General features: G+C 71.9%; 23 protein-coding genes and 1 pseudogene. 6 read left to right on the top strand and 18 right to left on the bottom strand.

Features of this window, described 5'->3' with window-relative positions:
• Window positions 1-17: 17 nt before the first annotated feature.
• From OG702_RS03610 to OG702_RS03580, 7 genes are all read right to left on the bottom strand, one after another.
• Window positions 18-443: a hypothetical protein gene (locus OG702_RS03610; RefSeq protein WP_327287413.1), complete on the bottom strand. Its 426-nt coding sequence runs from the start codon at window positions 441-443 to the stop codon at window positions 18-20.
• Window positions 427-1377 carry a LysR family transcriptional regulator gene (locus OG702_RS03605; RefSeq protein WP_327287412.1) on the bottom strand — a complete coding sequence of 317 codons (951 nt, stop codon included), beginning with the start codon at window positions 1375-1377 and terminating at the stop codon, window positions 427-429. The genes OG702_RS03610 and OG702_RS03605 overlap by 17 nt, the downstream gene beginning before the upstream one ends.
• A gap of 165 nt (window positions 1378-1542) precedes the next feature.
• Complete coding sequence (locus tag OG702_RS03600) at window positions 1543-2376, bottom strand: MBL fold metallo-hydrolase (RefSeq protein ID WP_327287411.1); 834 nt, start codon at window positions 2374-2376, stop codon at window positions 1543-1545.
• Between the two features lie 179 nt (window positions 2377-2555).
• Window positions 2556-3404: an HpcH/HpaI aldolase/citrate lyase family protein gene (locus tag OG702_RS03595; protein WP_327287410.1), complete on the bottom strand. Its 849-nt coding sequence runs from the start codon at window positions 3402-3404 to the stop codon at window positions 2556-2558.
• Entirely contained in the window at window positions 3401-4216 is an 816-nt protein-coding gene (locus tag OG702_RS03590; protein WP_327287409.1) for a mesaconyl-C4 CoA hydratase, read from the bottom strand. Before OG702_RS03590 ends, OG702_RS03595 begins: the two co-directional genes overlap by 4 nt.
• Window positions 4213-5727, bottom strand: a complete 1515-nt coding sequence (locus OG702_RS03585) for an aldehyde dehydrogenase (RefSeq protein ID WP_327287408.1) — start codon at window positions 5725-5727, stop codon at window positions 4213-4215. Before OG702_RS03585 ends, OG702_RS03590 begins: the two co-directional genes overlap by 4 nt.
• A complete protein-coding gene (locus OG702_RS03580; RefSeq protein WP_327287407.1) occupies window positions 5724-6896 on the bottom strand; it encodes a CaiB/BaiF CoA transferase family protein in 1173 nt (390 codons plus the stop codon). Before OG702_RS03580 ends, OG702_RS03585 begins: the two co-directional genes overlap by 4 nt.
• Window positions 6897-7289: 393 nt before the next feature.
• On the opposite strand from OG702_RS03580, the gene OG702_RS03575 reads away from it, so the two are divergent.
• On the top strand, window positions 7290-7712 hold the full coding sequence (locus tag OG702_RS03575) for a BBE domain-containing protein (protein WP_327287406.1): 423 nt from the start codon (window positions 7290-7292) through the stop codon (window positions 7710-7712).
• A 21-nt stretch (window positions 7713-7733) separates the two neighbouring features.
• Here OG702_RS03575 and OG702_RS03570 read toward each other — a convergent pair whose 3' ends face one another.
• From OG702_RS03570 to OG702_RS03555, 4 genes and pseudogenes are all read right to left on the bottom strand, one after another.
• Entirely contained in the window at window positions 7734-8438 is a 705-nt protein-coding gene (locus OG702_RS03570; RefSeq protein WP_327287405.1) for a TMEM175 family protein, read from the bottom strand.
• Between the two features lie 69 nt (window positions 8439-8507).
• Window positions 8508-8606: pseudogene (locus OG702_RS03565) on the bottom strand (BBE domain-containing protein); the annotation flags it as partial.
• Window positions 8607-8641: 35 nt separating this feature from the next.
• A complete protein-coding gene (locus tag OG702_RS03560) occupies window positions 8642-8833 on the bottom strand; it encodes a hypothetical protein (protein WP_327293484.1) in 192 nt (63 codons plus the stop codon).
• 193 nt (window positions 8834-9026) lie between these two features.
• Complete coding sequence (locus tag OG702_RS03555; RefSeq protein ID WP_327287404.1) at window positions 9027-9632, bottom strand: TetR/AcrR family transcriptional regulator; 606 nt, start codon at window positions 9630-9632, stop codon at window positions 9027-9029.
• Between the two features lie 403 nt (window positions 9633-10035).
• Here OG702_RS03555 and OG702_RS03550 point away from each other — a divergent pair, with 403 nt between their 5' ends.
• Window positions 10036-10980 (top strand): S1 family peptidase, encoded by a 945-nt coding sequence (locus OG702_RS03550; RefSeq protein ID WP_327287403.1) that lies wholly within the window; start codon window positions 10036-10038, stop codon window positions 10978-10980.
• Between the two features lie 59 nt (window positions 10981-11039).
• Here OG702_RS03550 and OG702_RS03545 read toward each other — a convergent pair whose 3' ends face one another.
• Together OG702_RS03545 and dacB are read right to left on the bottom strand one after the other, a co-directional pair.
• Complete coding sequence (locus OG702_RS03545; protein ID WP_327287402.1) at window positions 11040-11654, bottom strand: isochorismatase family cysteine hydrolase; 615 nt, start codon at window positions 11652-11654, stop codon at window positions 11040-11042.
• A 179-nt stretch (window positions 11655-11833) separates the two neighbouring features.
• Window positions 11834-13468 (bottom strand): D-alanyl-D-alanine carboxypeptidase/D-alanyl-D-alanine endopeptidase, encoded by a 1635-nt coding sequence (dacB, locus tag OG702_RS03540; RefSeq protein WP_327287401.1) that lies wholly within the window; start codon window positions 13466-13468, stop codon window positions 11834-11836.
• 265 nt (window positions 13469-13733) lie between these two features.
• Here dacB and OG702_RS03535 point away from each other — a divergent pair, with 265 nt between their 5' ends.
• Window positions 13734-15242, top strand: coding sequence for an MFS transporter (locus tag OG702_RS03535; RefSeq protein WP_327287400.1), 1509 nt, complete (start codon window positions 13734-13736; stop codon window positions 15240-15242).
• Between the two features lie 42 nt (window positions 15243-15284).
• Here OG702_RS03535 and OG702_RS03530 read toward each other — a convergent pair whose 3' ends face one another.
• Window positions 15285-15674, bottom strand: coding sequence for a nuclear transport factor 2 family protein (locus OG702_RS03530; RefSeq protein WP_327287399.1), 390 nt, complete (start codon window positions 15672-15674; stop codon window positions 15285-15287).
• A gap of 182 nt (window positions 15675-15856) precedes the next feature.
• Between OG702_RS03530 and OG702_RS03525 the strand changes: the two genes are divergently transcribed.
• The 3 genes from OG702_RS03525 to OG702_RS03515 all read left to right on the top strand — a co-directional run bounded on the left by OG702_RS03525 (window position 15857) and on the right by OG702_RS03515 (window position 18820).
• Complete coding sequence (locus OG702_RS03525) at window positions 15857-16696, top strand: helix-turn-helix domain-containing protein (protein WP_327287398.1); 840 nt, start codon at window positions 15857-15859, stop codon at window positions 16694-16696.
• A complete protein-coding gene (locus OG702_RS03520; RefSeq protein ID WP_327287397.1) occupies window positions 16666-17319 on the top strand; it encodes a hypothetical protein in 654 nt (217 codons plus the stop codon). The genes OG702_RS03525 and OG702_RS03520 overlap by 31 nt, the downstream gene beginning before the upstream one ends.
• A 112-nt stretch (window positions 17320-17431) precedes the next feature.
• Window positions 17432-18820, top strand: a complete 1389-nt coding sequence (locus OG702_RS03515; protein WP_327287396.1) for a mercuric reductase — start codon at window positions 17432-17434, stop codon at window positions 18818-18820.
• 25 nt (window positions 18821-18845) lie between these two features.
• Here the strand turns inward: OG702_RS03515 and OG702_RS03510 are convergent, their stop codons facing one another.
• The 4 genes from OG702_RS03510 to OG702_RS03495 all read right to left on the bottom strand — a co-directional run bounded on the left by OG702_RS03510 (window position 18846) and on the right by OG702_RS03495 (window position 23910).
• Window positions 18846-20975 carry a SpoIIE family protein phosphatase gene (locus OG702_RS03510; RefSeq protein WP_327287395.1) on the bottom strand — a complete coding sequence of 710 codons (2130 nt, stop codon included), beginning with the start codon at window positions 20973-20975 and terminating at the stop codon, window positions 18846-18848.
• 157 nt (window positions 20976-21132) lie between these two features.
• Complete coding sequence (locus OG702_RS03505) at window positions 21133-22434, bottom strand: hypothetical protein (RefSeq protein ID WP_327287394.1); 1302 nt, start codon at window positions 22432-22434, stop codon at window positions 21133-21135.
• Window positions 22435-22591: 157 nt separating this feature from the next.
• The gene (locus OG702_RS03500) at window positions 22592-23218 is read right to left on the bottom strand and encodes a hypothetical protein (protein ID WP_327287393.1); all 627 of its coding nucleotides are present in this window, start codon (window positions 23216-23218) and stop codon (window positions 22592-22594) included.
• A 53-nt stretch (window positions 23219-23271) separates the two neighbouring features.
• Entirely contained in the window at window positions 23272-23910 is a 639-nt protein-coding gene (locus OG702_RS03495) for an HD domain-containing protein (protein ID WP_327287392.1), read from the bottom strand.
• Window positions 23911-23987: the final 77 nt, after the last annotated feature.

Here is a 23987-nt window from a genome sequence, read left to right as displayed (position 1 = left end):
GGTGGACGGTGCGCCGATCACCCCGCCAGCGTGGCGCCGAGCCTGCGGAGACCCTCCAGGACCCGCTCCAGGTCCTCGACGCCGTGCCGGCGCAGCCCGGTCCGGGCGAGGTACTCGTGCTCGGACGCGTCCCCCGCGCGCTCGCCGGCAACGATCACCTGCCGGGGCGCCAGCGGCCGATCGGGGGTGAGCCCGGCCGGTCCGTCGCCCAGCGGCGCACGCACGAGGACGTCGAGCGCCCGGACCCCGGCGGCCGTCTCGCCCGGGATCTCCAGCACCGGCACCGTCACCACCGCCTCGGCGTGGACGAGTTCGGCGGCGCGACGCGCACCGGCGGCCAGCCGGGGCGCCCTGCCCGACGCGGAACCCTGCCACTGCGGGACGCACAGCACGGTCGTCATCCCGGCACGCGCCGGCCGGCCCGCGTCATGATCGGTCGGCATGCTCAGCAGGCTCCTCGGAAGCGGACGGCAGCGGTTCGCATGGCGCGGTGTCACCCTCACGGGGCCGTGAGAGCACCCAGCCGCGGAAGCGGCCGGCCGCCGCGGGCAGCCGCCGGTCCAGGTGCCAGGACAGGCCGATGGTGCGGAAGGCGTCCTCATCGGCCAGCGGGAGGAGGACGACGCCGGAGACCGACGGTGCCGTCAGCCCGCCGGGAACGATGGCCACGCCGAGCCCGGAGCGCACCAGCGCCTTGATCGTCGCGATCTCGGCGCTTTCCAGCACCACGTCCATATGGACCCCGCGCGCGGCGAACAGCGCGTCGGTGGTCTGCCGGAGCCCGAACTCGCCTGGCATGGCGATGAAGTGCTCGTGGAGCACGTCCATCAGCTCCACCCGGGACCTGCCGACGAGCGGATGTTCCGGCCACGCCGCCAGTGCCAGGGGCTCGCGGCGCAGCGGCACCCAGTCGAGCAGCGGGTCCCGCGGCCGCGGGCTCGTCACCGCGAGGTGTGCCCGCCCGTCGGCGACCCGCGCGGCCACCTCGTCGGCCGAGTCCTGGTGGAGCGCGAACCGCGTCAGGGCGTCGACGTGGGCGTATTCCCCGAGCAGGCCCGGCACGAGCCACGTCCCGAACGAATGGAGGAAGGCCAGCTCGACGGTCCCGGTGCGCGGCCCCCGCATGGTGGCGATGTCGTCCTCGGCCTGCGCCAGCTCACGCAGCGCGGCTTCGACGCGGACGACCAGTGCGCGGCCGTACCGGTTGAGCCGCAGGCGGCGGTTCGGCCGGTCGAAGAGCTCGACGCCGTAGGTCTGTTCCAGCCGTCCGATGGTCCGCGACAGTGCCGGCTGCGAGATGTTGAGCACCGCCGCCGCGCGCGAGACGTTCTGCAGTTCCGCGACCACCAGGAAGGAGCGCAGTTCGTCCAGACTCACGTGACTCATTCGCCCACGCCGTTCCCACTCATCAGGAGTCGTGCCGTGGTGGTCGGGGAAACCCGCTGCGGGCCGGCGCCCTGCCACCGGATCCTCAGGCACGCGCCGGACCGCCGACACGTCGAATGCTCCGATCGTAGGGTCCGGCGCCGTGATCGGCAAAGGTTACCCGGGGAGCGGAGCCCAGAACCGCTGCCCCTGCCCGGTCATCACGCGTCCGAACGCCGATCCGCTGAAGTGGCAGGCGCCCACCGTCGTGCCGGTGGCCGCCAGCTTCGCGACTATGTCCTCCCGCCACCTGCGGGCCTGCACCGGGTCCACGTCGAACATGAAGCTCAGGTCGGGCTCCTGCAGTTGGGCCGGGGTGTGGAGGGTGTCGCCGAGGATCATGGCGCGCTCGGTCCCCGAGGAGATCACCAGGCACTGGTGGCCGGGGGTGTGGCCCGGTGCGTGGAGGATCTCGACGCCCGGCGCGATGATCTCGCCGTCCTTGGACTCCTCGAAGTTCGAGGTGAAGGGCAACTGCCCTGCCGGGGAGAAGGGTTCGTCGTCGCGGCCGATCCAGTGGGAGACCTCGCCCGGCCCGGCCAGGTGCCGGGCGTTGGCGAAGGTCAGGGCGTCCCCGGTGGCGGTCCAGCCGGTGTGGTCGGCGTGCATGTGCGTGTACACGACGGTGTCGATCTCGGCCGGAGTGAGGCCGGCCGCACCGAGGTTGGCGAGCAGCCGCCCGCTCTTGGCGGTCACGAAGCCCTCCACCTCCAGTACGGCGTCGCCGAATCCGAGGTCCACGAGGATCTTCCTGTCACCGGATTCGACGAGGAAACCGCCGATGCTGCAGACCCAGCGGCCGTCGCTGGTCTGGGCGGCATGGCGCGCCCAGCACTCCTGCGACGACCCGGGGAAGACATCGTAGGAGAAATGGCCGGCTCCGTCAGGAAGATAGGTGATCCGGATGTCTCCCACGGTGAGGGAATTCAAAAGTGCGGGGGTGGCGGGCATGCGGTGGCTCCTGGATGGTGATGACGGATTCGTGCGGGTGGAAAGGTGGATGACTATTCCTGCGTCACGGGACTTTCAGCATCCGCCATGGCGGGCACGATGAGAAGTGCGTGTTCCCGCCGCTGCCATGCGCGGGACGCATGGCGGATGGGATGCCAGGTCACGGGCCGGGAGGGCCTTCAGCGGTGGGGACCCGCTGCTCGCTCGACGATGCGCCGGGCGCGGTCGACGACCGGCCGGTCGAGCATCTGCCCGTCCTTCCCGACGGCGCCGTTGGCCGCCCGGCCGGCCGCGTCGAGGACTCCGCGCGCCCAGCGCACCTGGACGTCCGTCGGCCGGAACGCCTCGGCCACCGGGCCCACCTGCGCCGGATGGATGAGCAGTTTCCCGCCGAAGCCCAGCGCCCGCGCCCGGCGGGCGTCCGAGGCCGCCGCTCCGGGTGCCAGGCTCGTGGTGACGGAGTCGAGGGGTGGGGGTTTCCGCGCGGCGCGCGAGGCCACGACCAAGGCCTCCCTGGCCAGCAGGAGCGCCTCGTCGGTCTCGTCGGCGTCGATGTCGAGAGCGAAGTCGACCGCACCGAAGGCGAGCCGGGCGACGGCCTCGCACCGCGCGAGGGCAGCCGCGTGCAGGACGCCCCCCGCCGATTCCACGAGCCCGATCAACTGGACGTAGGACGCGACCCTGACGGCCAGTGCGCGCAGGTCCGAGACCTTCTCCGCCTTGGGGACGACGATTCCCCGCAGGCCCGCCAGGCCGCCGATCGCGGAGACGTCCCGGTCGTACCAGGGTGACCCCGGCGCGTTGACCCGCACCCACGACTCGTGGCCGTCCCTGAGCCAGCGGACCGCCGCCCGGCGTGCCCCGTCCTTCGCGTCCGGTGAGACGGCGTCCTCCAGGTCGATGATCACCTGGTCGGCCTGTGCCGCGGCGGCCTTGGCGAACCGCTCGGGCCGGTCGCCGGGCACGAACAGCCAGGTCGAGGAGGCGGCCGCGTCCCTCGTCGCCGCCCCGCCTGATCGGGCGTTCACCCGGCGTCCAGGCAGGTCAGGCGACTTGACGCGGTGGTCCGCCCATGGCGGTCACGTACCCGGGCCGTGGTGACGCCGTCCTGCTCGGCGGCGTCGACGACCAGGCCCTGGCCGAGGATGAGCGGGGCGACCAGCCGGTAGGCGAAGTGCGTGCCGATCGGGTCGCCCGCACGGCGCAGGGCCTCGCGGCTCATCAGCAGTGCCTGCAACGGGCCGTGCACGACCAGGCCGGGGTAGTCCTCCTGGTCCCGGCAGTAGTCCACGTCGTAGTGGATCCGATGGCTGTTGTAGGTCAGCGCGGAGAATCGGAACAGGTAGGCCTCGTCGACCTCGACACGCGTTCCGGTGACCGGGGTCGCCGGGGCTTCGGTGACGTCGGCGGTCGTGGCGAGCCGGGTGGCGACCCGGTAGATGATGTCGACCTCGTCGGTGACCGCGACCTCTCCGCGCTGGCGGACCGTGCGGCGGGTGGTGACGACGGTCATCCGGCCGGACCGTCCCTCCCGCTCCCGCTCCTGGACGACGTCGATCCTCGACTCGGCCTCCTCGCCCAGCAGCAGCGGGCGGTGCGAGGTGGTACGCCCACCGGCGTACATCCGGCGCAGCCCGTCGCGCGGTGGACGCGGGATACCGTGCCGGTCGTGCCCTTCCGGTCCGAGGTCGGACTGCGCCGGGCGCTCCAGGAAGTACAGCCAGTGCCACAGGGGCGGCAGCGGCCACCCCGGCTCGATGTCGCCGGCCGGCAGGTCGAGCAGCCGGGCGAGGGCGACGGCCGGCCCGGGGACGAGGAATTCGGTGGTCTCCATCGTCATCCCATCACGAACGGGTCCCGGGTGCGGCCACTGAGCTGGACCCAGACCGCACGGTTCTCCAGGTACTCGTCCATCGCGGCGACGCCGTTCTCCCGGCCGATGCCGCTGTCGGCGAAGCCGCCGAACGGCACGCTCGGCGCCACCACCCGGTAGTCGTTGATCCAGACGTTCCCGGCCCGGACCCGTCCGGCGACCCGGTGCGCCCGGTGCACGTCCCTGGTCCAGACGCCGCCCGCGAGCCCGAACGGGGTGTCGTTGGCCAGGCGCACCGCCTCGGCCTCGTCGCTGAAGGCGTGGACGCTGAGCACCGGCCCGAAAACCTCCTCGCGCGACACCGTCGCGTCCGGGTCCACGCCGGTCAGGACGGTGGGCCGCACGAAGTAACCGCCGAGTTCACCGTCCGCGCCCCCGCCGCAGGCGACGTCCGCGCCCTCGTCGACGGCGCTGCGCAGATAGCCGAGGATCTTGTCGTACTGCGGCTTGTTGGCGACCGGGCCCATCTCGGTCGCCGGGTCGTGCGGGTCGCCGAGCCGCATCGCCGACGCACGCTCGCTGACCAGCCGGACGAGCTCGTCGTGGACGTCCTCATGCACGATCAGACGGGACCCGGCCATGCACGTCTGGCCGGTGGCCGCGAACACGCCGGACAGCACGCCGTTCGCGGCGGCCCGCAGGTCGGCGTCGGGGAAGACGATCTGCGCGGACTTGCCACCGAGCTCCAGCGTCGCCCGGTGGAGATTCCCGGCGGCCGCGGCCGCCACCGCACGCCCGGTCGAGGTCGAGCCGGTGAACGCGACGGCGTCGACCCCGCTGTGGCCGGCCAGCGCCGCACCGACCTCGCCCCGCTCGCTGGTGACGACGTTCAGGACGCCGGCCGGGAATCCGGCGTCGGCGAGCAGCGACGCGAAGACGACCGTGGAGATCGGGGAGTGCTCCGACGGCTTGACGACCATCGTGCAGCCGGCCGCCAGCGCCGGAGCGAGCTTCCACGTCAGCAGCAGCAGCGGCGAGTTCCACGGCGTGATGGCCGCGACGACGCCGACGGGCTCCCGTGTGGTGTAGACGAGGTAGTCCGGGTTCGGCGTCGGGATCGAGCGGCCCTCGATCTTGTCGGCGAGCCCCGCGTAGTAGTGGTACCAGCCGCCCATCGCCTTCATCTGGCCGACCATCTCGCGGTACAGCTTGCCGGAGTCGTTGACCTCCAGCCGTGCCAGCCGCTCGGCGTCGTCGGCGACAAGGTCGCCCAGCCGCCGCATCAGGGCGGCCCGCTGGAAGCCGGTCAGCGCGCCCCATTTGCCATCGAAGGCCGCCCTGGCCGCCGCGACGGCGGCGTCGACGTCCTCGGGGCCGCCGTCCGCCGCCGTCGCCCAGACGCGGCCGGTGTACGGATTCACCGTCGTGAAGGTCCTCCCCGACAGCGCGTCGACGGGCTTTCCGCCGATGAGCAGCCGGTGGGCCGTTATCTCCTGGTCGCCGGCGGTCGTGCCGCCGTCGTCGCGCTGTCCCGTCATGCCGTCTCTCCGTCTTCTGTGTCGATTGCGTCCAGCCACGCGAGCACGTCACGGGTGTGCTCGCCGAGCGCCGGAACGGATCCCGACGGGGTGGGCCAGTCGGCCGTCACCGCGGGCTTGAGTACCTCGACCGGCCCGGCGGGTGTCTGCGCGACCCGCCAGCGGTCCCGCGCAGCGAGCTGCGGGTGGGCCGCGAACTCCGTCACCGACCGCTGCCGGGCGTAGGCGATCCCGGCGGCTTCGAGGCGGACCACCGCCTCGTCCGGCTCCAGCTCCCGGAACACCGCGTCGACGATCCGGTCGAGGTCGCGGCGATGCTCGACGCGCAGCGCGTTGCTGGCGAACCTGCGGTCCGCCACCAGATCCGGTCGCCGCAGCACCCCGGTGCAGAAGACGGCCCACTCGCGCTCGTTCTGCAGACCGACCATGACGGCCTGCCCGTCGCTGGTGGCGACCGGTCCGTACGGTGCGATCGTGGAATGGCTCGCCCCGGCCCGCGCCGGCGCGGTCCCGCCGTACCTGCCGTAGAGGTACGGGTATCCCATCCACTCGCCCAGCGCTTCGAGCATGGACACCTCCAGCGCGGTGCCCCGGCCGGTGCGGTGACGCTGGTGCAACGCACTCAGGATCCCCGCGTAGGCGTACATCCCCGCCGCGATGTCGGCGATGGAGATTCCGGCCTTCGCGGGGGTCTCGGGCGTGCCGGTGACGGAGACGAGTCCGGTCTCCGCCTGGATCAGCAGGTCGTAGGCCTTCCGCTCCTCGTACGGGCCGCCGCTGCCGTATCCGGAGATGTCGCAGGCGACGAGGCGCGGATACCGCTCGGTCAGCTGCCGCGCGGACACGCCGAGCGAGCGGGCGGCCCGCGGTGACAGGTTCTGGATGAAGACGTCGGCCTGCGCCAGCAGTCGGCCGAGCAGCGTTCTTCCCTCCGCGGTCTTGAGGTCCGCTACGACACTCTCCTTGCCGGCGTTGAGCCACACGAAGTGGCTCGCGAGCCCGTTGACGGTCCTGTCGTACCCGCGGGCGAAGTCTCCGCCGCCGGGCCTTTCGATCTTGATGGCGCGCGCGCCCAGATCCGCGAGCTGACGACTCGCGAACGGGGCGGCGACGGCTTGTTCGAGTGCCACCACGACGAGACCGTCGAGTGGCCCACTGCTGAGGGACATGACCCCGAGTCTCGACCTGCCGTTCAGGAGAGCGCCAATACCGATCACCAGCCCCGCAATGCGGTTCACGCATATGCGCGGACCGTCCCCTGCCCGGGCGCTCCGACTGATGCGGCGCGGCCGGGCCTGCTGTTTCATGGGACGAGACGGAGGAAGGGCGACTCCCTTGACTTCCTCCCCCACCGACGAAGGTTTTCCCGCTCTCCCCGCCGAGGACGTCGCCGCACTGGTGACGGACGTGGCGGGGGAGGTGTTCCGGCCTGGTGACGACGGGTACCAGGCCGAGTGCGCCACCTTCAACCTGTCCATCACGCACCGGCCGGCAGACGTCCAGGACGCGGTCCGCTTCGCGACCGCGCACGGCCTGCCGGTCGCCGTCCTCAGCACCGGGGGATGCTGTCCGAGGTCACCGAGGAGACGTTCGAGGCGATCGTCGAACTGGCCGGACCTGAGGCGGACGTTCCGGTGGAGTTCTTCGAACTGCGCCACCTCGGCGGCGCCTTCGGGCGGCAGGTCGGTCCTGCCGGCGCGGTGGGGAACCGGGACGCCCGGTTCGCGGTCTGGATCCTGTCCATGGGACCGCCCGCCGAAGGGGACCCGGCGACCGCCTACGCGGAAGGTGCGCTGGCCAGGCTCCAGCCGTGGAGTACCGGACACACCTATCTCAACTTCACCTCGTCCGGCAGCACGCCGGTTCGGGTGGAGGAGGGCTACACCTATCAGGCGTACGAGCGGCTGCGCGCCGTGAAGTCCGTCTACGACCCGCAGAACGTGTTCCGGCTCAACGAGAACATCCCGCCGATCGGCACGGCCTGACGCGTCCTGCCGCGCCCGGCCTCACGGGGACGGCGTGCGACGGCGCCAGTGGAAGATGCCTCCGGTGGAGGTGAAGTAGAAGAGCGGCAGAAGGACGAACGCCGCCAGCGCGACACCGGGGTTGAGGGCCCAGCCGAGACCGCCGCCGAGGAGGTAGACGACGATGCCCACGGCGGAGCGGGCGAGCCCGTGGGGGACGAACCCGGGATTGACCGAGGCGTCGAGCAGGCCGCGACCGCGGGCCAGGTGGAAGTAGATCCACGCCCAGCTGCCGCACATCGCGGCGGCGACGAGCGCGTAGAGCACGACGGCGGTACGTACGTCCGAACCGTCGAACTTCTCCTGGAGCGCGTCGGCCGGCACGCCGGTCGGGAAGGGCAGCGAAGCGGTGGTGAAGAGCAGCGCGAGGTTGGCCACGTGCAGTTCCCGGTCCATCACGCGGATGCGGGTGAACGCCTGGTGGTGGTTGAGCCAGATGACGCCGATATAGGCAAAAGAGGTGAAGTAGCCCAGATAAACCGGCCATTGGTGCGGTAGCGCCGAGAGGAGATCACCGCTCCTGTGCGGGGGAGTGTGCATCTCCAGCGCGAGGATGGTGATGGCCACGGCGAAGACGCCGTCGCTGAAGGCCTCCACCCGGTTGGTGTCGGTGGCCTGGAAGGTGCCCGGAGCCGCGGACAGGTCCGGGGCTCCGGGATCGGGGGACTGCGGGGGTTCGGTGGACATGGGCCGCCCTTCAGGGTCTCTTGCCAATGGCGTGGTACGACAGGGGAGCCCCCTTCGACAGGCGGCCGGTCACCCGGCCTGCCGCGGCGGGATGTTGTGGTTCACCCGGAACCGGTTGTCCGGGTCGTAGGCCGCCTTGACCGAGCGCAGCCGCTCGTGGACACCCGGCTCGTACGCCTGGCGCGCCCCCCGCTCGGTGGCGTCTACGCCTCCAGAACGGCGTGCGCGTCGGCGCCGGAGTAGAAGAGGGCCCCCGCGTGGAGGTGCGTCACCGGGAAGAGGGACATCTCCATCGCCGTGACGACGCCGAAGTTGCTCTTGCCTCCGAGCAGGGCGCCGAACAGCGCCGATTCTGCCTCCGGGGAGACGTGGCGCGGAACGCCGTCCGCCGTCACGACGTCGATCGCGGTGACGTGGTCCGCGGCCCAGCCGATGTGGGGTTCGCATGTCCGAGTCGTCGCATGTCACTTTCTCGGCTGGTGAGGTGTCCTGGACCGGGTCCGGTCCGCCGTGGCGCGAAGGGAGATGTCCGGCGGCGGCTGCGACGGGTGTACGCGGCGGGCCGCGCCGACACCGCACCGCGTCGGGCTACCGCGGATCGACGCCGAGCGCCGCCCGGAGCTGCGACAGCAGGACGCTGCGGAAGCCCGCCTCGGAGGGGGCGCGGTGGCGCAGGACCCGGGGGATGACGAAGCCGGCCAGTGCCGCGAGCAGGAAGTCGACGATGTCCTCGGGCGGATGGACCGGCCGGAAGACACCCTGGTCGACGCCTTCGACGACCGCCTTCAGGAAAGGCGCGCCGTACCGCTTCCATTCTTCCTCGCTGTGGACACGAAGCTCCTCGTCGCGGATGCCGCTGCGCCAGAGCTCGATCAGCACCTGCCGGTCCTGCTCGGAACTGCCCAGGCTCCGGTCGATCAGCGCGACGAGGCGACGCCAGGGGTCGCTCTCGCTCTCCGCGACGGCTTCGAGCGCTGCTGACTCCTGGTCGGTGGCATACCGCATCGCCTCGATGAGCATGTCCACCCGCGAGCCGAAGCAGTTCTGCAGGGTGCTCACCGCCGTGCCACTGGCCGCCGACACGTCGGCGAAGCGGGTGTTCTCGTACCCGCGCTCCGCGAGCACCCTGATGACCGCGTCGAAGACCGTGGTCCGTCGGGCACCGCCGGCACGGCGGGCTCGCGGAACAGGCATGCTCATAACGTACGGCGATACCGATTTCCGTCTCAAACAGGACGAACCGTGTCAATGGCGGATGCTGCGGCGCAGTGTAGGCCGGTCCAGCCGGTGACCGGGTCGCCGAGGAGAGCGCAGCCCTTTACGGGCGCTTATGTACTTTGAGAGTCATAGGACAAAAACCCGGATTCGGCGGCGAGAAACGTGACTCCCGCGGCGCCGTGGGCAAAACATCACAGCGGCCGACAGATCGGCCCATCACGGTTGGTGATTTATCTCACGACTCACTCCGACCACCCTTGCAGCATCCCTTTTTTGCGGGATCTGGCGACGTTTGTCAGCGCTGACCCGCAACCCGGCTCTCCTCTATGGTTCACGCGTCGAATCCGCCTGTTTCCCGGGCGCACGGAAAAGGAGAACCATGAAATTGCTCCGCCTTCTGGCGACAAGCGCGGTCGCCCTCGGCCTGCTGGCGGTGGCGGCCCCCGCCATGGCCGACAACTCGCCGTCCATCGTGGGCGGCACGCCGGCCACCCAGGCGTACCCCTTCGCCGGCTCGCTGCAGCTCGACAACCACGGCGACCCCAACTGGGGCACCTGCGGTGTCACGCTGATCAACCCGAGCTTCGTGGAGACCAACGCGCACTGCGTGACCAACGAGCCGAGCTTCGCCCCGGCCGCCAGGACGGCGCAGCGCCTCTACGGGAACTGGCTGTCGGCCAACGCCGATCCGGCCATCGACCGCACCGACCCCGGCATCTACCACATACGGCTCGGCTCCAACGACCGGCTGAACGGCGGCATCGTCCGGCACGTGAAGGCCATCACCGTGCACCCCGGTTGGGACTGGGGGACCCCGGACGCCGCCGGCGAGGTGGCCGACATCGCGCTGCTGGAGCTCGACAAGCCGGTGACCTCGGTGAAGCCCGCGGTCATCCACCCGGTGAACTCCACGCTGATCGCCAGGGAGATCGGCTGGGGACTCACCACGGAGGTCCCGCCGTCGTCGCCCACGAACTCCGAGCAGTTCCTCCGCCAGATCGACGTTCCTGTCGTGGACAGCTCGGCGTGCGCGGACGCCGGCATCAGCGCCGGTGAGCTGTGCCTGGGCGGACAGGGCGGCGGCACCTGCAACGGCGACTCAGGCTCGCCCGCCCTCCAGTTGCAGGGCACAGGACCGGCGTGGTCGGTGATCGTCGGTTCGACCAGCCGGGCCGCGCTCGACACCTGCGGGTCGGTCGGCGAGCCCGACGTCTACACCGACCTGTCGTACTTCCAGACCTGGCTGATCGGCGTCATCTACGGCGAGTACACGGGGGCCGGCAGCCACGTGGCACCGGGGAAGGCCCTCGCGAGCGCGGAATAGAGCCGGCGAGCGGGAAGAACCCGGGGTGCGGCACCGACCACGGTGCCGCACCCCTTGTGTCACAGCGCGGCGATGACCTCGGCGGAGGTCAGCGGGAGGGAGAACATCGGGTAGTCGTACGTGATCGCGTTGTCGTGCTCCTCCTGGGAGGTGGCCGCGAGGCAGTCCCGCACGGTGATCACCCGGAAGCCGTGCTCGTAGCCGGTGCGCATGGTGGATTCCACGCAGCAGTTGGTGAGGAATCCGCCCAGGACGATCGTGTCGATCCCCTTGCTCCGCAGGATGAAGTCGAGATTCGTGCTGGCGAACGTGTCCAGGCCGCGCTTGCCCTCGATGAGGATGTCGCCCTCGGCGGGAGCCAGTTCGTCGACGATCGCGGCGCCCCAGGTGCCCTTGACGAAGGCGGAGCCGTCCACGACCCCCTTGAGGATGCCGTAGGGGTGGCGCGAGAGCTCGCCGTAGCCGGGGGCGAAGGTGATGGGCGCGTGCATCACCGTGACGCCGATCCGCCGGGCGGCCTCGGCCAGGGCGACGGTGTTGGCCAGCATCCCGGTCTTCGCCATCACGTCGGCCACTGCGTCGTGGAGCACCCCGCCGGGGCTGGTGAACTCGTTCTGATACTCGATCAGGACCAGCGCGGTCCTTGCCGGGTCGAGGCGGAGGGTCTCGGACATGGCGGCTCCTCGGGTGTGCTGGGAGACATCGGCTGCTTGTCCCAGCTTGCCCCACGAAGGCTCCGCCCGGACAGCGTGCCGGGCGTGTGCGCGGGAGGTTCCGCGGCGCCGCGCGTAGGGGGACCCCGGCCGCAGGATGCGGCCGGGGTCCTGGGGGAGCGGGGGAAAGGGGGAACGGGTCAGCGGGAGCGGGCTGCCTGCTGCTGGAGGAGGCCGAGGATCCTGGCCTGGACGTCGATGATGTCCAGGGCGCCCTGGAGGTCGGGCGCGGAGGCGCCGTTCACCGTGAGGTAGACGGTCCACAGCTTCCCGTGGCCCGCGTCGAGATAGCCGCCCAGGGCCTGGCCGGCCACCGCAAGCCGGTTGTTGACCGCGTCGAGCGCGACGTTGGTGCCGGGCTTGGCCCACACCCTGCCCCTGCCGGGACAGGTCTGCTGCCCCTCGCAGACACCGGCCAGCGAACCGTCCACGCCGAGGATCGGCAGCGCGTTCCTGAAAAGGGTCGCGTCGGGGGTGCGCTCCCAGTAGCGCAGGATCTCGTTCTCCACCCGTGGCGTGACCCGGTCGACCGGGTTGCCGCCGCGGCCGTCGAGCAGTTGCACCTGCGTGGGGTCGATACCGGCCTGCTGCAGGAAGTCGTGCAGCACGGGGAAGCCGTCCTGGCAGCTGTGGCTGCCGGCCGCCACCGCCATCAGGCAGATCGACAGGTTCGCCCCCAGGTTGTGGCTCACCTTGAGGATCAGCTTGCTGTACTGCGAGAACACCGGGGAGACGTAGGCGGCGACGCGCTGCGTACCGGCGTAGCTCCCCGGCACCAGCGAGGCCGGGTTCGGGCCGGTCGGCCGCGCCCTGACCGTGACACCGGCGCGTGCGAGCGCCTCGATCAGCGCGGTACGCCCGAAGGCTGCCGGGTCCTGCACGTCGGAGACCCGCAGTACCGGCTTCGCGTCCGCGGCGATCGTGCCCGACAGCCTGATCCGGGTGCCGTCCGGCGAGGCGTCCACCTGGATGTCGGTGGTTCCGCCCGCCGCGACCGTCCGCACGGCCGACGTCACCTGATACGGCGCCACCTGCGGGCGCCAGCTGAGCCGCGCCGCGCGGCCCGGGGCGGTCGGCGTGGTCAGCAGGTCGATGACGTTGTCGTTGATGATCAACGGCGTCGGTGTCGGGTCGAGCTCGGGGAAGGAGGTGAACAGCCGGGTGTCGACCGCCAGATTCCCCCGGACCTGGGTGATGCCCGAGCGGCGTACCTGACGGGCGATCCGGTCGAGCCCGGCGAGCGGGTCCTCCGGCGTGAGGGTCGCCCCGGGCACGTCGTCGGCGTACGTGTGGTCGATCGGCGTGTACGACACCGTGCCGTCGGGCGCGGTCCTGCCGCCCATGGTGAGGTCGCCCTGACCGACCAGCACGAGGTTGCCGTCCAGCACCGGGCCATGGCGGCGGCCGACCGCCTGGACGGGTGTGGTGAACCGGTGGTCGCTGCCGAGGGTGTGCCAGACGCCGGAGACGCTGAGGAGTTTGGCCGTCGATCCGGGGATGAAGAACTGGTCCGGGTACTGGGAGTGGACGACCCGGCCCTTGTCGTCGAGTTCCAGCAGGCCCCACTGGGCGTGCTGGTAGTCCGGGCCGGTCATCAGCGCGGTGATGTCGGGGCTGAGCCCGCTCCCGCGCGGTCCCTGCGGAGCGGCGGCCCCCATGGTCAGGGCGCCGGCGACCACCGCGGCGACCGCACCGGCGCAGGCCCTTCGCCGTCCGCCCGTGCGCGCGAACCTGCCGGCGCCGGGCTGCTGATACTGCTGCTGTTTGCGGAACACGGCCGCACTCTTACCGCGCCCGCCACCGCCGCACGCCTGCCGTCACCTGCCCGGGCGATTCCGCTGCCCGCCCGTCATGGCGCGGGCCTGCGGGGATCCTTGTCGTTGCGTAAGCCGACCCGGCGGGGTACGGTCGCTAGTGGCATAAACGTTAGCGCCATTAACATTTATGTGGCGAACGCTGAGGCGTGCCCGCCCGGCACCCCGACCGCCTGACGACGCGCCCCGCCGCACCCTGTCCACCCCGTGATCACCGGAGACACCCATGCCCGCCGACACCCCGGCACCGCCGTCCCTGCCGCTCGCCACCGGACAAGGCAGGCTCGTCCTCGCCCTGCTGTGCTTCGTGGGCTTCCTGGACTTCGTCGACGCCTCGATCGTCAACGTCGCCCTGCCGTCCATCCAGCACGCCCTCGACCTGTCGGTGCAGGACCTCCAGTGGGTCCCGAGCGGATACCTGCTGACCTACGGCGGCCTGATGCTGCTCGGCGGTCGGGCCGGCGACCTGCTCGGGCGCCGCCGCGTCCTGCTCGCCGGGACGGCGATCGTCGGCCTGTCCTCGCTCACCGGCGGCTTCGCCGGCACCTCCGGCGTGCTCATCGGCTCCCGCCTCGCCCAGGGTGCCGGAGCCGCCCTGATGCTGCCTGCCGCGCTCTCCCTGCTCACCACGACGTTCAGCAGCGGCCCCGACCGGCACAAGGCGCTCGGCGCATGGGGCGCCGCCGGGGGCCTGGCCTCCGCCGCCGGTGTCTTCCTCGGCGGGGTCCTGTCCCAGGGGCCGGGCTGGCGCTGGGTGTTCTTCGTCAACCCTCCGGCCTGCCTGATCATCCTGCTGCTCGTCCCGCGGCTGATCCCCGACGACACCCGTCGCCCCGAGCGCGGCAAGGGATTCGACCTGCCAGGGACCGCGCTGGTCACCGGGGGGATGCTTCTCCTCGTCTACGCGCTGGTCAAGGCGCCCGACCAGGGATGGGACTCCACCCGTACGGTCGGTGAACTCGCCGCCGCCGCGGCGCTGCTTGCGGCGTTCCTGGCCAACGAGGCGCGCGCCGCCAATCCGCTGGTCCCGCCGTCCCTCGTCCGTATCCGGGGCCTGGGCGCGGCCAACGCGGCGAACCTGCTGGCCAGCGCCGGATTCCTGTCGATGTTCTTCTTCGCCACGCTCTACATGCAGGAGGTCGGGCACTACTCGCAGATCGAGTCCGGATCGGCCTTCCTGCCGATCACGGTGGGGGCGGGCCTCGCGGCCGGCCTGTCGCCGAAGCTCTTCGCGAAGATCGGAACGCGGCCGGTCATCGTCGCCGGCGCGCTGGTCGCCGCGGGCGGAGTCCTCCTGCTCTCCCGGGTCCCGGTGCACGGCAGCTACCCGGCCGACCTGCTCCCCGGCTTCCTTGTCATGTCCTTCGGCCTGGGCATGGTCTTCGTCGGCGCCGCGACCGCCGCCAACGCCGGCGTGCCGCAGGACCAGGCAGGCCTGGCCGCGGCCCTGCTCAACACCTCCCAGCAGCTCGGCGGCGCGCTCGGCCTGGCGATCCTCAGTGCCGTCTCCACCGCCCGCGTCCACCACCGGCTCGACCAGGGAACGGACCAGGCGACCGCGCTGGCCGGCGGAATCCGCCGCGCCCTGCTGGTCGGCTCGCTCTTCCTCGTGGTCGGCGCCGTCGTCGCCCTGCGCGCCGCCAACACCCGCGGTGAACCCGAGGCGAGCGCGGATCCCGGCACGCCCGACCGCACGGACGGCGCCGCGGCGCCGCACGAGACGGTCGCGCAGTGAGGCGGCGCGTCCGGCCGGTGCGCCGCGGTCAGCGGACGGTGGTCAGCGGACGCCCGCCTCGGCGCGGGCGTAGAACGCGGCGAGCTCATCGGGGTTCTTGACGTAGACGTCGATCTTGTGGACGCTGCCGCCCTCGACCTGGTGGACCTCGACCATGGTCAGGGCGTACTCCTCACCGGTGCTGTGGGCCGTGAGGGTCCCGGTGAGCCTGCCGACGACGCCGGCCGGGCCCTCGAACACCTCGGCGCCGGTGACGGCGACGGCGGCGTAGCCCTTCATCGCGCCCAGCACCGACCGCACGAACACCTCGCGGCCCCGGTGCACACCGCCGTAGGGAAGCCGGCTGGGCTCGTCCACGACCACCCCGGGGGCGAGCCTGGCGAGCACGCCGGGCACGTCGCCGATGCTCAAGGCGTCGTACAGCCCCCGCACGACATCCGCGGGTCGCTCCGTCGCCGTCCCGGTCCGCTAGTTCATGGTGTGTCTCCCTCTGCCTGGTCGGTGTGAGCTCCTGGTGACCATGCAACAGCAGGCGGGGGAGCCGGGGGAGTCCTCGTCGTGAGGGGTAATGGCAGGGTCCCCCACCGGTCGGGCGGCTTGCCTACCCTTGCCTCATGGACAACCGGGACGCCGTCAGCGCCTTCCTCCGCTCCCGGCGGGAGAAGATCACCCCCGAGCAGGCGGGCCTGCCGGTCTACGGCCGGCGCCGGGTGGCCGGGCTGCGCAGGGGCGAGGTCGCGACGCTCGCCGGGGTGAGTGTCGAGTACTACACGCGCCTGGAGCGCGGCAACCTCAAAGGGGTCTCCGCCAGCGTGCTCGACGCCCTCGCCCACGCCCTGCGGCTCGACGACACCGAACGCATGTATCTCCACGACCTCGCCCGCGCCGCCGGGCCGGCGCCGGTGGCCCGGCCCCGGACACGGGCCGTCCGCCCGGCGGTGCGGCCGAGCGTGACGCGGATCGTCGAGGGAATGCCGGAGCTGCCGGCGAGCGTGATGAACAACCGCCTGGACGTGCCGGCCGCCAACCGGCTGTGCCGGGCGCTGTACAGCGAGATGTACGCCGACCCGGCCTGCCGGGAGAACGTCGCCCGTTTCGCCTTCCTGCACCCGGCCGCCCGGCGGTTCTACGTCGACTGGGAGCGGATGGCCCGTTTCGCGGTGGGCGCGCTGCGAATCGAGGCGGGCAGAAACCCCCACGACCGGGAACTGACCCAGCTGGTCGGTGAACTCTCCACTCGCAGCGACGCCTTCCGCGTGATGCGGGGATCCCAGGACGTCCACGTCTTCCGCGAGAGCACGAAGCCCCTCAACCACCCGCTCGTCGGCGACCTGGAACTAGCGGTCCGCCGCCGGCTCCTAGAGTGGCCCGGGAGACAGGGGTCCTCGAAGGGCGCGGCGACCAGAAGGGGTGACGCACGGAGGTGGTGCGGATCGAGCGGTTGGCCGGCCTGACACCGGTCCAGCGGCGCCAGGCCGCTGCTCTGGCCCTGTGGCGCTGGCGTGCGCCGGTGCAGGCGTTCGGATGGGACCCGGAGTGGGGAGTCGACCCCGACGTGCTGGCGTCGCTGTTCCGGCTGGCGGCGGAACCCGCCGGCGAGCAGGCGCATCACGCCTACGGCCGGGCACTCGCCGAGCTGTCCGCGGCGCCGCTGTTCGAGTCCGAGGTCGACCCGGACACGGTTCAGCTCGTCCAGCTGGAGCTCATCGGGGGCCTGCTGGCCTTCGGCGAGCTGCTGGACGCGCCGGCCCCGGACGCTGTCGAGCGCGTGGTCGATCTGTCCTCCGGCCTGGCGAGCCATCTCGACGCTCTCGTCGACGCCTCCTTCTACCCCCACCCCGCACAGGAGGCACACCGCAGGCACCTCGCCGACCAGCCGGACCGGACGAGCGGCGAGGGCTATTTCGCCACGCGCAATGTCGCCGTCGAGTCCGCCTGCCACGGCGGCCTGCGGACCTTCCCCGCTTCCGGCGGACTGCGCGACACGTCGACGGGCCGCCAGCTGCTGGCGCTCTGCGAGGACTTCGGCGACGAGCTCGTCACGACGATGCGGTGGCTCCGCCGCACCGGCTACTAGCGACCACCTGGGCGACAGCCGCCCTCGGCCCCCACAGGAGTGACCGGCTGCCCGGGCGCCGCCCCGTTTCGCTCTCGGTGCGCAAATCGGCACAAAGGGTTATATTACTCTCGTGGCAGACGAGAGCTATGACGTGATGGTCATCGGGACGAGCCAGGGCGGCCGTTTCCTCCCCGTCGATCTGGCGAACGCCGGCCGGAGGGTCGCGCTCGTCGAGCGCGGACCCCTGGGCGGCGTCTGCGTGAACACCGGGTGCACCCCGACCAAGACCATGGTCGCCAGCGCCCGGCTTGCCTACCAGGCAGGCCGCGGGGCGGAGTACGGCGTGCGGACCGGGCCGGTGTCGGTCGACCTCGCCGCTGTGCGGGAGCGCAAGCGGGCGATGGTCGCGGGCGCGCGGGAGAACTACGCGGGCCGCCTGGCGCAGGACGGGCTCGACCTCATCCAGGGCGAGGCCCGCTTCACCGGGCCCAGGACGGTGGAGATCGCCTTGGCGGAAGGCGGGACGCGGGAGGTCAGCGCGGAGACGATCGTTATCGACACCGGCGCCAGGCCCAGGCCGCTGACGATCACCGGGGCGGCGGACGTCCCCGTGCTGGACTCGACGTCGATCATGGAGCTGGGGGAGCTCCCCGAGCATCTGATCCTGCTCGGCGGGGGCTACATCGGGCTGGAGTTCGGGCAGATGTTCCGCCGGTTCGGCAGCGAGGTCACCATCGTCCAGACCGGCCCGCGCCTGCTGATGATGGAGGACGAGGACGTCTCCGACGAGGTCGCCGCGATCCTGCGTGACGAGGGGATCACCATCCTGACGTCGACGACCGCCGACCGGGTGGAGGGAACAGCCGGCGGCGGGGTGCGACTGGCCGTCACCACGCCGGACGGCGACCAGCAGATCGACGGCTCGCACCTGATGGCGGCCATCGGACGCCTCCCCAACACCGACACGCTCGCGCCGGAGGCGGCCGGTATCCGGCTGCGTGCCAACGGCTTCATCGAGGTCGACGAGTATCTGGAGACCTCCGCCCCCGGGATCTACGCCATGGGGGACGTCAAGGGCGGGCCCGCCTTCACCCACCTCTCCCACGACGACTACCGGATCCTGCGCGCCAACCTGCTCGGGCAACGGAAGCGGAGCACGCGGGACCGGGTCACCCCCTACACCGTCTTCATCGATCCGCAGCTCGGCCGGGTCGGCATGACCGAGCGGCAGGCCAGGGAGCAGGGCCGCGAGATCCGGGTCGCGAAGCTGCCGATGAGCGCCGTCATCCGCGCCATCGAGACCGGCGAGACGCGCGGCTTCATGAAGGCCGTCGTCGACGCGCGGACCGAGCAGATCCTCGGCGCCTCGGTGCTCGGGGCGGAGGGCGGCGAGATCATGACGATCATCCAGGTCGCCATGCTGGGCAAGCTTCCCTGCGCTGCGATGGCGGACGCCATCTTCACTCACCCCCTGCTGGCCGAGGGCCTGAACGGCCTCTTCGCGGCGTTCGACGCCTAGTCATCCACAGGGAGCAGGTCACGGCCTAGGGCCGGGGGAGGCAGCGCACCAGCAGCAGCGCGGTGTCGTCCGCCGTCTCCCGGGCGCCTTCGATGATCCCGTCGGCGAGCAGGTCCAGTGACTCCTCCTGGGCCTGCTCGAGCCGGCCGGCCAGCTGGTCGATCGACAGCCCGAGGTCGATACCGGGCCGCTCGACCAGGCCGTCGGTGTAGAGGGCAAGCAGGGTGCCGGGCCGGACCTGCAGCTCGACGCTCTCGAACTGCGCGTCCCCCGTCACCCCCAGCAGCAGCCCCGGTGGCAGGTCGAGCACCTCCGCGTGGCCGTCGGGGTGCCGCAGCACCGGTGGCGGGTGGCCCGCGGAGGCCAGGACGACGCGGTGGCCGGACGCGTCGATATGGGCGTACAGGCAGCTGCAGAACAGGTCGGTGTTCAGGTCCAGGAGCAACTGGTTGGTCCGGGAGAGGACTTCCTCGGGGCGCGTGCCGGTCGTGGCGTAGCTGTGCACGGCGGTGCGGATCTGGCCCATCAGGGCAGCGGCCTGCACGCTGTGTCCCTGCACGTCGCCGATCACGGCCGCGGCGCCGCGGTCGCCGAAGTCGATCAGGTCGTAGAAGTCGCCGCCCACCTCCAGGGCGTGGGTGGCGGGCCGGTAGCGTGCGACGACCTGAAGGCCGGGCACCCGGGGCAGGTGCCGCGGCAGCAGGCCGTCCTGCAGGCCTCGCGCCACCTGCGCGGTGGTGTCGTAGAGCCGGGCGCGATCCAGTGCCTGGGCGATCATCCCCGCCAGCGAGGTGAGTTCCGCGCGCTCGTCCGGCGGGAAGGGCCGCGGCTCGGTGTAGCCGAGCACCACGCAGCCGAAGGTGCCGCCGGAGACCGTCAGCGGCAGATAGGCGAACGCCCGCATGTGTCCGTACACCTGGTGCCGCGGAAAGGAGCGCATCAGCTCGGCGCTGTCGGAATGGAAGCCCGGGACGCCGGTCTCCATGGTCCGGGTGCCCTCGCTCGGCGTCGCCATCGGCAGGCCGTCGAAGTACGCCGGGATCTCCGCCGGGAACCCGCGCGCCCCCACCACCCGCATCCGGCCCTCCTCGGAGACCAGGACGGCCAGTCCCTCGGCGTCCAGGACCGGCTGCATCTGATCCATGATCGACTCGGTCACCTCGCTGACCCCCGTGGCCTCGGTGAGCGCGGCCGCCAGGTGCAGGAGGTGGAAGAGGGCGCCCGCACGGACGGGCGCGCTGGGCGGGAGCTCCACGGCCTCCTCCTGGCCGCCCGCGGGGGCGTCCGCCGGACGCACCCGCACGCTGACGCCGGTGGCCTCCGGGTACAGCAGGAACGACAGCGGTCCGCCGTCCGGGCGGCGGGCGGTGAACGCGGTCGGCCGGCGGCTGAAGAGCGCGGCGACGAAGGCGTTCTCGTAGGCGGGGTCGTGCAGCCAGGGCAGCGCGTCCCACGGCTCGGAGCCGAGCAGTTCGGCGTGCTCGCGGCCGAGCAGGGCCGCGGCGCGCTCGGTGAGGAAGACGATGCGTCCGTTCAGGTCGAGCGCGAAGAAGCCCTCGGTGAAGCGTTCGGCGTCGAGGGCGGGGAGGTCGGCTCCGCGCGGCGGTACCGACGCCAGGATCCGCGGTTCGTCCCGCGGATGCACCGGCCGGCCGCTGGCCGCGGCGTCCCGCAGCACCTCGGCCATCTGCCGCACGCTCTCGGCGAGCCGTGCCCGGTCGCCGGCCGACAGCCCCGGGTGACTGCCCGGCCACAGCAGATTCAGCGCGCCCCAGCAGACTCCGTCCGCCATGAGCGGGGCGGCGTAGTGGGCGACGGCGTAGGGAAAGGCGAGCGAGGCCCGGGGGAAGCGGCGGGCCAGCTCCTGCTGGTCGGCCAGGAAGACGGGCTGTCGGGTGCGCACGGCCTGCTGCACCGGCGCGGGCGCCGCCATCGCCAGCCGGGCCCATGGCCGGGCCAGCCTCATGGGCGCCCCGACCGCGGCGGTCATCTGGAGCACCTGCCGCTCCGGGACGAGCAGGTAGGTGAGCCCGACGTGCGCGCCGACCTGGGGGGTGACGCGCTCCAGCAACTGGTCAAGGTGTGCCGCGGCCTCGCGTGCCACGGCGCCGTCCTCGTTCCTCGGCACGTCCTCGACCCCCCTTATATCCGGCATTGCGGTCTTATTGTGCCGGATTCCCCGGGTCGGGGCATGTGCGGACGCCGGTCGGCCGCGGTCGACGCGGTCCAGGCCGTCGCGTGCGGCGGGGCTTTTCTGGGGGGTGCCGGGCGCGGCCCGTGACGGTGCTCGCGCCCGGCTGTGGGGGTGGGGCTCAGAAGAGCATGTCGTAGGTGTTCCAGCCGCCGCCGACCAGGCTTCGCTGCGAGGGCAGGTGCGGGTCGAGCGAGGAGCGGTAGAGCCAGAGCTTGCCCGCCGAGTCCCGGGCGACGAGGTCGTCGGCCCCGTCGAGGTTGGCGTCCTTGATCCCGGCCAGCGCGGTGAAGTCCTGCCAGCCGCCCCCGACCTGGACCCGCGGGCCGTAGGGGGAGGTGGGGCCGCTGCCGGTCCTCATGTCGTAGGCCCAGAGCCCACCGGAGGAGTCACGGCCGACCAGGCCGTCCGCGTACTGCACCAGCGGGCTGTAGATGTTCCAGCCGTGGCCGGCCTCGACGCGGGGGGCGAAGGGGTGGGTGATGTCGCCGGTCGGCTCGTAGTACCAGATCTTCCCGTCCGCGTCCCGGGCCACCAGGGCCGGCAGGCCCATGGTGTGGGACAGGCCGCCGCCGGCCAGCGCGGTGTAGGTGTTCCAGCCGCTGCCGACCCGGACGCGGGGCTTGAAGGGCTTGGCGTCGTCGTAGGTGGCCTGGTAGTACCAGAGCACGCCGGCGGTGTCGCGGGCGACCAGGTCGCCGTAGCCGCCGGCGCTGAGGCTCCCCAGCGGGGTGATCGCCGTGTAGGCGTCCCAGCCGCCTCCGACCTTCGTGCGGGGGCCGAAGGGGGCCGCCATGTCGCCGGTGCCGTTGTACTTCCACAGCACTCCGGACTCGTCCCGCCCGTACAGCGCCGGGTAGACGCCCGGGTACGTCCGGAACCTGAAGTACAGCGCCGAGGAGTTGGACGCCAGCAGCGAGTTGTCGGCGGCCGACCGCAGCTCGACCGTCCCGTGCAGGTCCAGGTCCGCTGTGATGCCGCCCCCTACGGTCTCGGCGTCGTAGCTGATCTGCGCCGCGGCCGGGACGGTGGGCATGTCGAGGATGACGGAACCCGCGTTGACGTCGTCAGGACCCGCGACCGACCACCTGCAGACGGCCAGGTCGGGCCCGCCCGTCACGAAGCACGTCGAGGACATCGACCGGGCGACCTGCTGGGGGGTCCAGGTGCCGAACTGGCCGCTGGGGAAGACCACCCGGGCCTTGACGTCGCCGGTGACACTCGCCGGCAGGGTGGCTTCGTAGTCCAGGTCCCCGGCATCCGTCTCGATGTCGGGATCGCCCCAGGCCACGGTGGGCACCCCGTCGACCTGGCTGACGGTTCCCGGCAGGCCGGTGCCGTCGGCCACCGCCGTGCCGGCACCTGCCAGCGGGATCGCGGTCACCGCGAGTGCGGCCAGCACCGCCGTCGCGGAGCGTCTCATCAGTGATGTGCGTATGCGCACGAAATTCCCCCCAGATTGTGTGTTCGCCGCGCGGCAGGCCGCCTGCTCCCACCGTCGTTCACCTGGAAGACACGTGATCGTCCCCGAAGGTTGTAGGACCCGTGACGGGCAGTCGGATTTCCGCGCACCCGGCGCGTCAGGTGTGCGGCGGCCCGTCCGCGGCCGGTCGGCGGCCCCCGTAGGAGGCGACCAACGCGTCCGCCACCAGCGCCGCGTCGGCCTCGGCCACGTCCGCCGGATACTCCGGCAGCAGGTCGTCCCAGACGACCATCCACGATCCGTACAGCTGCGCCTGACCCTCGGGGCGGGCGAAGAACCAGATGTGCAGATGCGCCCCGCCGTCGCCGATGCGGTACACGTGGGCCCGCGAGATGTGCGGCAGGGCCTGCACATGGCGGGCGAGGTGTGTGGTGAGCACCCCCAGTTCCGCCGCCAGCTCGTCGGGCAGGTCCGCCAGGTCGAAGTGGTCGCGCGGATGCAGCATCAGCACCAGCGGCACGCCGACCCCGGCGATCCGGGTGAGCCGCCAGCGGTCGTCGAGCCAGATGCCCTCGTCCCGGCTGCGGCACGACGGGCAGTCCGACGGGTCCTCGCCGTGCCGCGCCGGTTCGGGCAGCACCGGTGGCCGCAGCGGCGCGACGCGCAGCCCGTCCGGCTCGAACGGGCTGATCTCCCACCCCGTCATACGGGCCAGCGGGAGCCGCTGTTCGCCGTCCGCGGCACGTCGGGCGTGGGCGTAGAACTCGTCAGGACGCAGGGCCATGGCCGAAGACTACTGTCGTGCCGCGGCCGCTCCCGCCGCGCGGTCCCGGTCGCTCACTCGGGCCAGGACGAGTTCTCGATGACGTCCACGAAGTCGGTGTGCCGGAAGCCCGGCACGAAGTGTTCGAGGACGTCCGCGTTGACGGTGCCGAAGGTGGTGTCGGGGCGGTGGGCGAACCCGTCGGTGAAGGCCTGCAGGATCTGCCGCTTGAAGTCGGGCCGCGGGTGGGCCGCGGTCACCTCGCCGATCTCGTCGGCGGTGAGGTTGTCCAGGCGCAGGCCGAGCACGTCGGTCTCGACCCCGGCCGTCGTCGCCGCGATCTCCGGCGCCATCTGGTACGGCACCTCGGGCGTGGTGTGCAGCGCGATCGCGGTCCACACCGTACGCGCCTCGGCCTCCCCGTAGCCGTGGTCCCGGAGGAACGCGTACGCCTGCCCGGCGCCGTCCAGCTCGAAGCGCTGGTCGTTGCTTCGGTACGCGGGGACGAGACCGGTGTCGTGGAACAGCGCCGCCACGTACAGCAGCTCCGGGTCGGGTGTGAGGCCGAGCCTCCCGGCCTGCAGCGTGCCGAAGAGGAAGACCCGGCGGGAGTGGTGGTAGAGCAGCGGGGTGGACGTCTCCTTGATGAGGTCGGTCGCGTCAGCGATGACCTTCGTGTCGGGAATGACCACTCCCGCGATGGTCTCCGTCATGGTGTCGCTCCCGTCGTGGAAAGTGCTGGCGTCGCCTTCCATGATTCCGTTTCCGCCCGCCACGCGCCCCTCGGGAA

This window comes from Streptomyces sp. NBC_01198 (assembly GCF_036010485.1).
GTDB lineage: Bacteria > Actinomycetota > Actinomycetes > Streptomycetales > Streptomycetaceae > Actinacidiphila.
The sequence above is the reverse complement of the archived record's forward strand: the minus strand, read 5'-3'. Positions and strand labels throughout refer to the sequence as shown.

Coding starts and splice junctions, on each gene's coding strand:
- OG702_RS03570 (WP_327287405.1), bottom strand. CDS start 8,438: ATGTCCACCGAACCCCCGCAGTCCCCCGATCCCGGAGCCCCGGACCTG.
- OG702_RS03555 (WP_327287404.1), bottom strand. CDS start 9,632: ATGCCTGTTCCGCGAGCCCGCCGTGCCGGCGGTGCCCGACGGACCACG.
- OG702_RS03550 (WP_327287403.1), top strand. CDS start 10,036: ATGAAATTGCTCCGCCTTCTGGCGACAAGCGCGGTCGCCCTCGGCCTG.
- OG702_RS03600 (WP_327287411.1), bottom strand. CDS start 2,376: ATGCCCGCCACCCCCGCACTTTTGAATTCCCTCACCGTGGGAGACATC.
- OG702_RS03510 (WP_327287395.1), bottom strand. CDS start 20,975: ATGCCGGATATAAGGGGGGTCGAGGACGTGCCGAGGAACGAGGACGGC.
- OG702_RS03505 (WP_327287394.1), bottom strand. CDS start 22,434: ATGAGACGCTCCGCGACGGCGGTGCTGGCCGCACTCGCGGTGACCGCG.
- OG702_RS03585 (WP_327287408.1), bottom strand. CDS start 5,727: ATGACGGGACAGCGCGACGACGGCGGCACGACCGCCGGCGACCAGGAG.
- OG702_RS03500 (WP_327287393.1), bottom strand. CDS start 23,218: ATGGCCCTGCGTCCTGACGAGTTCTACGCCCACGCCCGACGTGCCGCG.
- OG702_RS03575 (WP_327287406.1), top strand. CDS start 7,290: ATGCTGTCCGAGGTCACCGAGGAGACGTTCGAGGCGATCGTCGAACTG.
- OG702_RS03495 (WP_327287392.1), bottom strand. CDS start 23,910: ATGACGGAGACCATCGCGGGAGTGGTCATTCCCGACACGAAGGTCATC.
- OG702_RS03590 (WP_327287409.1), bottom strand. CDS start 4,216: ATGACGATGGAGACCACCGAATTCCTCGTCCCCGGGCCGGCCGTCGCC.
- OG702_RS03535 (WP_327287400.1), top strand. CDS start 13,734: ATGCCCGCCGACACCCCGGCACCGCCGTCCCTGCCGCTCGCCACCGGA.
- OG702_RS03610 (WP_327287413.1), bottom strand. CDS start 443: ATGCCGACCGATCATGACGCGGGCCGGCCGGCGCGTGCCGGGATGACG.
- OG702_RS03525 (WP_327287398.1), top strand. CDS start 15,857: ATGGACAACCGGGACGCCGTCAGCGCCTTCCTCCGCTCCCGGCGGGAG.
- OG702_RS03545 (WP_327287402.1), bottom strand. CDS start 11,654: ATGTCCGAGACCCTCCGCCTCGACCCGGCAAGGACCGCGCTGGTCCTG.
- OG702_RS03580 (WP_327287407.1), bottom strand. CDS start 6,896: ATGTCCCTCAGCAGTGGGCCACTCGACGGTCTCGTCGTGGTGGCACTC.